The organism is Rhodococcus gannanensis (assembly GCF_042681175.1).
Lineage (GTDB): Bacteria > Actinomycetota > Actinomycetes > Mycobacteriales > Mycobacteriaceae > Rhodococcus_G > Rhodococcus_G gannanensis.
Map to the genome: position 1 here is coordinate 91,718 of NZ_JBHUFB010000013.1, position 7,012 is coordinate 98,729.

A 7,012-nucleotide genomic window follows, 5' to 3' on the forward strand; every position below is an offset into this window, starting at 1 on the left:
GCCCCGCTACACAACGCTCCACAACGAAAAGTGGTGCCCGAAAGTTCGCAAGGCAAATTATGATTCGCCTCACATTCTCCTCCGGTTGCGCACCGCTGAACCTTCGTCCTGTCATCATCAGGCGGGCAGACAATAGCCGAACTACGCGAAAATGTCGCGGTTCATTTCGTCGTGGCCCAGAAATTGTCGAGCAATCGGCATCAACACCCCGTCGGACCCAGACATTCCGGGCCACTCCTCGCCCGTCTCGTCGCCTCCCCGAGACCACACCGCCGGACCGCGACCCGTCCGGCGCGCAGCGTCTCGTCCGGTGTCGTCGCCTCACCGCCGCGTTCACTACGCTGTCCCAAGCGCAACAACGGATCCGCGTCCCGGGCGACCCGCCCGGGAGGGCCCGGCTGCGCAGCCCCCGAACAGCGAGAGGTCAGGACGCAACGTGGTTTCACTGATCACCGACGGCCGGTCGACGGACCCCAACGGCAAGCCGTACCCGTACCGCCGCGCGTACCCGGTGATGATCCTCATCACGGTCCTCGCCGTGCTCGGTGCAGTCGTGTGGTTCCGGATCCTCACGAAGCCCGCCGAACTGTCCGCTCCGGTGGTCTGCAACGCACCGTCCACCTCGGGTCCGGCCGAGCCGGGCGATCCCGAACCCCAGCCTCTCGGCGACGTCGTCTCGGCATCGACGCTGCTCGACGTGGAGCCCGCACCGCTCTCGGCGACACGCGTTCGCGTCTTCAACGCCAACGGTGAACGCGGCCAGGCGGCGGACGTCGCGTCCCAGCTGAGCGACTACGGCTTCGCGTCGGCGCCGGACATCCAGTCCGGGAACGACCCGGTCTACACCGACCAGAACATGCAATGCCAGGGCCAGATCCGATTCGGCACGAACGGCCTGGCCGCGGCCAGCGCGCTGTGGCTCGCGATGCCGTGCGCCCAGCTGATCCAGGACGGCCGCACCGACGACATCGTCGATCTCGCGCTCGGCACCTACTTCCGCAAGATCCAGCCGAACACCGACGCCGAGGAAGTGCTCGCCGCACTCAAGACGACCGCACCGGGCAGCGCGGGTGCAGTCGACATCGGTCTCCTCGACGCCGCCCGCACCGCCCGCTGCTGACCGAGGTCACACCGGAATCGGGTCCAGTGCGCCGACCTGGGAGAGGACGTCGTCGAGCGCGACCGCGACACCCGGCGCGGCCGCGACGGTGACGTCACCGTCGGCGCTGCTCGACTCGGCCGACGGCAGCCGCACCACGGCACCGGCTTCCTCCGCGATCAACGATCCGGCGGCCCAGTCCCACGGGCTCAGCCCGTGCTCGAAGTGGGCGTCGACCCGTCCCGCTGCGACCATGCACAGATCCAGCGCAGCCGAGCCGATCCGGCGGATGTCCCGAACCCGCGGCAGCAGCGCGGCGATCAACTCGCCCTGCCGCTTCCGGCGCTCCGGGGCGTAGCCGAACCCGGTCGCCAGCAACGACATCGACACCTCGGTGACGGCGGTGCAGCGAAGCGTGTGGACCGAGCCGTCCGCCTCGTGCAGGGTGGCTCCGTGCCCGCGCGCGGCCGAGTACACGGATCCGCCTGCGACGTCGACCACCGCGCCCGCGACGGACACACCGTCGACCTGCGCCGCCACCGAGATCGCGTACGCGGGGATTCCGTACAGGAAGTTGACCGTGCCGTCGATCGGATCGACGACCCACCGGATCCCCTCGGGACCGCTGTCGCCGCCGCCCTCCTCCCCCAGGATCGCGTCGCCCGGGCGCAGCGAGGCCAGTGCCTCACGGATGAGCACCTCCGTCTCCGTGTCGACGACGGTCACGGGATCGGTGGGCGTGCTCTTGGTGTCGACGGCCTCCTCGCCCGCGGCCGTCGGCCGTACGTCGTGGCCGACGGTGGCGAAGACCTGCGGGCGGCGCGCCGATGCGTGCGCGGCTGCCGACACCGCGACCCGGACGGCGACGTCGCGGAGGGTCTGCGGGTCCGCCGAGCCGGGCTCGGTGTCGACGGAAAGGTGGTCACGGGCAGCGGGGTGATCGTCGAAATGCGGCACGCCCCATGGTCCCCCACCGGTTCCCGACGCGCAGCGTCGGCAGCCACTATCGTTGCTCGCATGACGGATGCGGCACAGCAGGAGCCGGGCAGCACCCCGGCTGGCACTCTTCCCGCAGGCGGAAACCACGCACTCGGCATCGACGTCGGCGGCAGCGGCGTCAAGGGCGGCATCGTGGACCTCGACACCGGCCAGCTCGTCGGCGAGCGTCAGAAGATCCTCACTCCGCAGCCCTCGACTCCCACCGCGGTCTCCGAGACGGTCCACGAGATCGTGAAGCGGTTCGAGTGGGACGGACCGGTCGGTATCACGCTTCCCTCGGTCGTCACCGCCGGGGTTGCCCGGAGCGCCGCCAACATCGACCCCTCGTGGATCGGCACCGACGCAGCCGAACTGTTCTCCCGCACCCTGGGTGGCCGGTCCGTCGCGGTCCTCAACGACGCGGACGCGGCGGGGATCGCCGAGGACCGTTACGGCGCGGGCAAGGACGTCGACGGCGTCGTCGTGCTCCTGACCTTCGGGACCGGCATCGGGTCGGCAATCCTCAACCACGGCGTGCTGCTGCCGAACACCGAGTTCGGCCATCTCGAGGTACACGGCAAGGAGGCGGAGCACCGGGCGTCGTCAGCGGCGAAGGAAAGGCACGACTGGTCCTACGAGCGTTGGGCGAAGGAGGTCTCCCGCGTCCTCGAGACCTACGAGGCGCTGCTGTGGCCGGACCTGTTCATCGCCGGCGGTGGGATCAGCCGGAAGGCCGACAAGTGGATCCCCCACCTGACCAATCGCACCCCGGTCGTCGCGGCCACCCTCCGCAACACAGCAGGCATCGCCGGGGCCGCTCTCGCGTCCGTGACCAGCATCGAGCGGTAGCACCCCGACACGATCGTTACAATGGTGTGGCCGACGTCCAAGCCGGCCGAAATCAATTGACCTCTCCGCCGGAAATCACTCTGGCGTGACGCCGCACGACTCCGTCACGAAAGGGCGTACGTGGCCGCCACCGAAACCAGTCAGACCGCCGACTCAGCAGCCGACGCAGGCACTGCACACGACTCGGCTGTCGCCGGTACCGCTCCCGCGAAGAAGGCGGCCGCGAAGAAGGCTCCCGCGAAGAAGGCCGCGGCGAAGAAGGCCCCCGCCAAGAAGGCCGCGGCGAAGAAGGCCCCCGCCAAGAAGGCCGCGGTCAAGAAGACGGCCGCCAAGAAGGCCACGGCGAAGGCCGGCGATCCCGACGCCGACGGCATCGAGGACGGCGACGTCGAGCTCGACGGCCCCGAGGGCGAACTGACCGAGGAGGTCGTCGAGGACATCGTCGTCGAGGACGACGCCGAGACCGAGGAGCCGTCCGAGAAGGACAAGGCGTCGGGCGACTTCGTCTGGGACGAGGAGGAGTCCGAGGCACTGCGTCAGGCCCGCAAGGACGCCGAGCTCACCGCCTCCGCCGACTCCGTTCGCGCCTATCTCAAGCAGATCGGCAAGGTCGCCCTCCTCAACGCCGAGGAGGAGGTCGAGCTCGCCAAGCGCATCGAGGCCGGTCTCTACGCGACGCAGCTGATGCAGGAGTTCACCGAGAAGGGCGAGAAGCTGCCGGTCGCGCAGCGTCGCGACCTCAACTGGATCTGCCGTGACGGCAACCGCGCCAAGAACCACCTCCTCGAGGCGAACCTGCGCCTCGTCGTGTCGCTGGCCAAGCGCTACACCGGCCGCGGCATGGCCTTCCTCGACCTCATCCAGGAAGGCAACCTCGGTCTGATCCGCGCGGTCGAGAAGTTCGACTACACCAAGGGCTACAAGTTCTCCACGTACGCGACGTGGTGGATCCGTCAGGCCATCACCCGCGCGATGGCCGACCAGGCCCGCACCATCCGTATCCCGGTGCACATGGTCGAGGTCATCAACAAGCTCGGCCGCATACAGCGCGAGCTGCTCCAGGACCTGGGCCGCGAGCCCACGCCGGAGGAGCTGGCGAAGGAAATGGACATCACGCCGGAGAAGGTCCTGGAGATCCAGCAGTACGCGCGTGAGCCGATCTCCCTCGACCAGACCATCGGCGACGAGGGCGACAGCCAGCTCGGCGACTTCATCGAGGACTCCGAGGCAGTGGTCGCCGTCGACGCGGTGTCGTTCACATTGCTCCAGGACCAGCTGCAGTCCGTGCTCGACACGCTGTCCGAGCGGGAGGCCGGCGTCGTACGGCTGCGTTTCGGTCTGACCGACGGCCAGCCTCGCACCCTCGACGAGATCGGCCAGGTGTACGGCGTGACCCGCGAGCGCATCCGCCAGATCGAGTCGAAGACGATGTCGAAGCTCCGCCACCCGTCGCGGTCGCAGGTCCTGCGCGACTACCTGGACTAGAAACGGGCGGGGGCTAGACCTCCCCCACACCCTCACGAGCGGCCGCCGGATCACCGTCCGGCGGCCGTTCGCGTGTCACCCACTGCATCACCGGTTCGACGATCCGCGCGGCGACCGGACCCAGCACGGCCATCAACAGCACGTAGGCCGTCGCCATAGCGGCGAGCTCACCCTCGACCGCCCCTGCCGACACCGCGAGGCCCGCGATCACGATCGAGAACTCGCCACGCGCGACGAGCTCGGCACCCGCGCGTGCCTGACCCATCCGGGCGATGCCCTGTCGCCGTGCCGCCCACACCCCGGTCGCCATCTTCGTGCCCGCGGTCGCGACGGCGAGGACCACCGCCCATCCCAGCACCGGTGGGATCGTCGCCGGGTCGGTGTTGAGTCCGAACACCACGAAGAACATCGCGGCGAAGAGGTCCCGCAGCGGTTCGAGCACCTGGGTGGCGTTGCGTGCGGTCGACCCCGAGATCGCGATGCCGAGCAGGAACGCCCCGACGGCCGCGGACACCTGCAGGGCGGAGGCGAAGCCCGCGACGAGCAGGGCGGCGCCGAGCAGTTTGAGCAGGAACACCTCGCGTTCCTTGGCGTCGACGAGGTTCGACACCACGTGCCCGTACCGCAGGGCAACGATCAGCACGACCACCAACACGGCGAGCGCGATGATCATTGCCCGTAGTCCGCCGACGACACCGACACCGGCGACGACCGCGGTGAGGATCGGAAGGTACACGGCCATCGTCAGGTCCTCGAACACGAGGATCGACAGGACGACGGGCGTCTCCCTGTTGCCCAGGCGTCCCAGGTCGGTGAGCACCTTCGCGACGATGCCGGACGAGGAGATGTAGGTGACGCCGCCCATCACCAGCGCACCCACCGGCCCCCATCCGAGGATCAGCGCGACGGCGACTCCGGGTACGGCGTTGAGCACGAGGTCGACGACGCCCGCCATCCACGACTTCCTCAGCCCGGTGACGAGCTCGGATGCCGTGTACTCGAGACCGAGCAGCAACAGCAGCAGCACGACGCCGATCTCGCTGGCGATGTGGCCGAACTCGCTGACGTCCCCGAGCGAGATGAACCCGCCGTTACCGAAGCAGAGGCCGCCGAGCAGATAGAGCGGAACCGGCGACATGCCGACCCGGCTGGCCAGCCGACCGAGGACACCGAGCGCGAAGAAGATGGCGCCCAGTTCGACGAGCGCGAGCGCGGTGCTGCTCACCGATCACCCGTTGTGCAGGATCTTGGCCGCCGCGTCGAGCCCGTCGGAGGTGCCGACCGCGACGAGGAGGTCACCCTCGGTCAGATTGAAGTCCGGGTTAGGAGACGGGTACACCTGACCGGCACGCATCACCGCCACCACCGAGACACCGGTCCTGGTCCGCATCGCGGTCTCGCCGAGGGTCCGGCCGTCGTACGGCGACTCCTCGCCGATGGGGAGCTGCCGGGTGGAGATCCCGGGAAGGTCGCGGTGCTCCTCGCGCAGTTGGGAGACCAACTGCGGGGCACCGAGCAGGTTCGCCAGGACCGCTGCCTCGTCGTCGCTCAGGCGCACCGACGCCTGGCACGAGTCGGGGTCGCCCTTCTTGGACACGATCAGATCGACGCCGCCGTCGCGCAGTGCCACCACGCCGACCCGGCGTCCCGTCGAGAGTTCGAAGTCCTTCCGTACCCCGATTCCGGGCAGCGGGACCACTTCCACGTTCATGGCTCAACGGTAGCGCTGCGGGCCGATTTCGGCCGCGACACCGTCGGTTCAGGGCAGCGGCGGGGTTCCGAACAGGCCGTCGGGCCCGGGCAGGTACGGGGTGACCGCGACGACGGCGTCCGCGGGCAGCAGGCCGTAGAGGTGAGGGAAGAGCATCGAGTCCGGGTCGGTGGGGACGCCCGGCTCCCATCGGATCTCGGCACCGAGCCGCGCGGGGTCGAGGTGCAGCAGGACAACGTCCTCGCGCCCGCCGAACAGGCGGTTCGCCGGCAGGTGCACCTGGTCGCGAGTGGAGAGGTGCACGAATCCGTCGGCGTCGAAGTTGACGGGACGCCGGGTTCCGGTCGCCCGGAAGTCGTCCCACTCGGCTGCGGTGCACATGTGCACGAGGATCGAATCCGTCACCCGCGGAGCGTATCCGGCAGCCCGGACACACAGCGAACGTGACGCACATCACTCGCGTCGCAGTTCTCCTGTTAGTGAAACCACAAAGAAACACCCGCGGGAACAACGCTCGAACGCGAAACGTCTGACAGAGTGAGTCCACCGCGCCAGACGGCACGGCGGAGCACGCACCAGGCCACCGGTTCACCACCGACGGCCAGTACGGAGGAGTCATGCCCGAGACACTGACCACCGCCCCGTTGACCGCAGCCGACCGGTGCGACCGGTGTGGCGCAGGAGCCCGCGTCCGCGCACTCCTCACATCGGGGGGAGAACTCCTGTTCTGCCAGCACCACGCGAACGAGCACTCCGACCGGCTCCGCGCCATGAACGCGACGATCGTGTCGGGCGCCGTCGAGGCAGCGATCTAGGCGGCCGCAGCAGGCGGTCCCCCGGTACCGACCTCACCGGGACAACCCCTTCGTCCGGAAGTGGCCCCACCCCCC

General features: G+C 69.1%; 8 protein-coding genes. 4 read left to right on the top strand and 4 right to left on the bottom strand.

All coding sequences use genetic code 11. The features are described from left to right. The first annotated feature begins 436 nt into the window (after positions 1–436). Complete coding sequence (gene cei, locus ACFSJG_RS17650) at positions 437–1,120, top strand: envelope integrity protein Cei (RefSeq protein WP_378486544.1); 684 nt, start codon at positions 437–439, stop codon at positions 1,118–1,120. A 6-nt stretch (positions 1,121–1,126) separates the two neighbouring features. On the opposite strand, the gene ACFSJG_RS17655 is transcribed toward cei, so the two are convergent. Further along, positions 1,127–2,056, bottom strand: a complete 930-nt coding sequence (locus ACFSJG_RS17655; protein WP_378486545.1) for an inositol monophosphatase family protein — start codon at positions 2,054–2,056, stop codon at positions 1,127–1,129. 60 nt (positions 2,057–2,116) lie between these two features. On the opposite strand from ACFSJG_RS17655, the gene ppgK reads away from it, so the two are divergent. Next, positions 2,117–2,926 (top strand): polyphosphate--glucose phosphotransferase, encoded by an 810-nt coding sequence (gene ppgK, locus ACFSJG_RS17660; protein ID WP_378486546.1) that lies wholly within the window; start codon positions 2,117–2,119, stop codon positions 2,924–2,926. A 120-nt stretch (positions 2,927–3,046) separates the two neighbouring features. After that, positions 3,047–4,411, top strand: a complete 1,365-nt coding sequence (locus ACFSJG_RS17665) for an RNA polymerase sigma factor (RefSeq protein ID WP_378486547.1) — start codon at positions 3,047–3,049, stop codon at positions 4,409–4,411. 13 nt (positions 4,412–4,424) lie between these two features. Here the strand turns inward: ACFSJG_RS17665 and ACFSJG_RS17670 are convergent, their stop codons facing one another. The 3 genes from ACFSJG_RS17670 to ACFSJG_RS17680 are packed head-to-tail and all read right to left on the bottom strand — an operon-like array spanning position 4,425 to position 6,503. Next, on the bottom strand, positions 4,425–5,636 hold the full coding sequence (locus tag ACFSJG_RS17670) for a cation:proton antiporter (RefSeq protein ID WP_378486548.1): 1,212 nt from the start codon (positions 5,634–5,636) through the stop codon (positions 4,425–4,427). A gap of 3 nt (positions 5,637–5,639) precedes the next feature. Beyond that, positions 5,640–6,122, bottom strand: a complete 483-nt coding sequence (locus tag ACFSJG_RS17675; RefSeq protein WP_378486549.1) for a cation:proton antiporter regulatory subunit — start codon at positions 6,120–6,122, stop codon at positions 5,640–5,642. Positions 6,123–6,170: 48 nt separating this feature from the next. Continuing rightward, the gene (locus tag ACFSJG_RS17680) at positions 6,171–6,503 is read right to left on the bottom strand and encodes a DUF952 domain-containing protein (RefSeq protein WP_378486853.1); all 333 of its coding nucleotides are present in this window, start codon (positions 6,501–6,503) and stop codon (positions 6,171–6,173) included. A gap of 236 nt (positions 6,504–6,739) precedes the next feature. Here ACFSJG_RS17680 and ACFSJG_RS17685 point away from each other — a divergent pair, with 236 nt between their 5' ends. Continuing rightward, positions 6,740–6,937, top strand: a complete 198-nt coding sequence (locus ACFSJG_RS17685) for a DUF7455 domain-containing protein (RefSeq protein WP_050066115.1) — start codon at positions 6,740–6,742, stop codon at positions 6,935–6,937. The last annotated feature ends 75 nt before the right edge of the window (positions 6,938–7,012 follow it).

What these genes read in the sequence shown, in the direction of transcription:
- ppgK (WP_378486546.1), top strand. Translation starts at nt 2,117, where the DNA reads ATGACGGATGCGGCACAGCAGGAGCCGGGCAGCACCCCGGCTGGCACT.
- ACFSJG_RS17675 (WP_378486549.1), bottom strand. Translation starts at nt 6,122, where the DNA reads ATGAACGTGGAAGTGGTCCCGCTGCCCGGAATCGGGGTACGGAAGGAC.
- ACFSJG_RS17680 (WP_378486853.1), bottom strand. Translation starts at nt 6,503, where the DNA reads ATGTGCACCGCAGCCGAGTGGGACGACTTCCGGGCGACCGGAACCCGG.
- ACFSJG_RS17685 (WP_050066115.1), top strand. Translation starts at nt 6,740, where the DNA reads ATGCCCGAGACACTGACCACCGCCCCGTTGACCGCAGCCGACCGGTGC.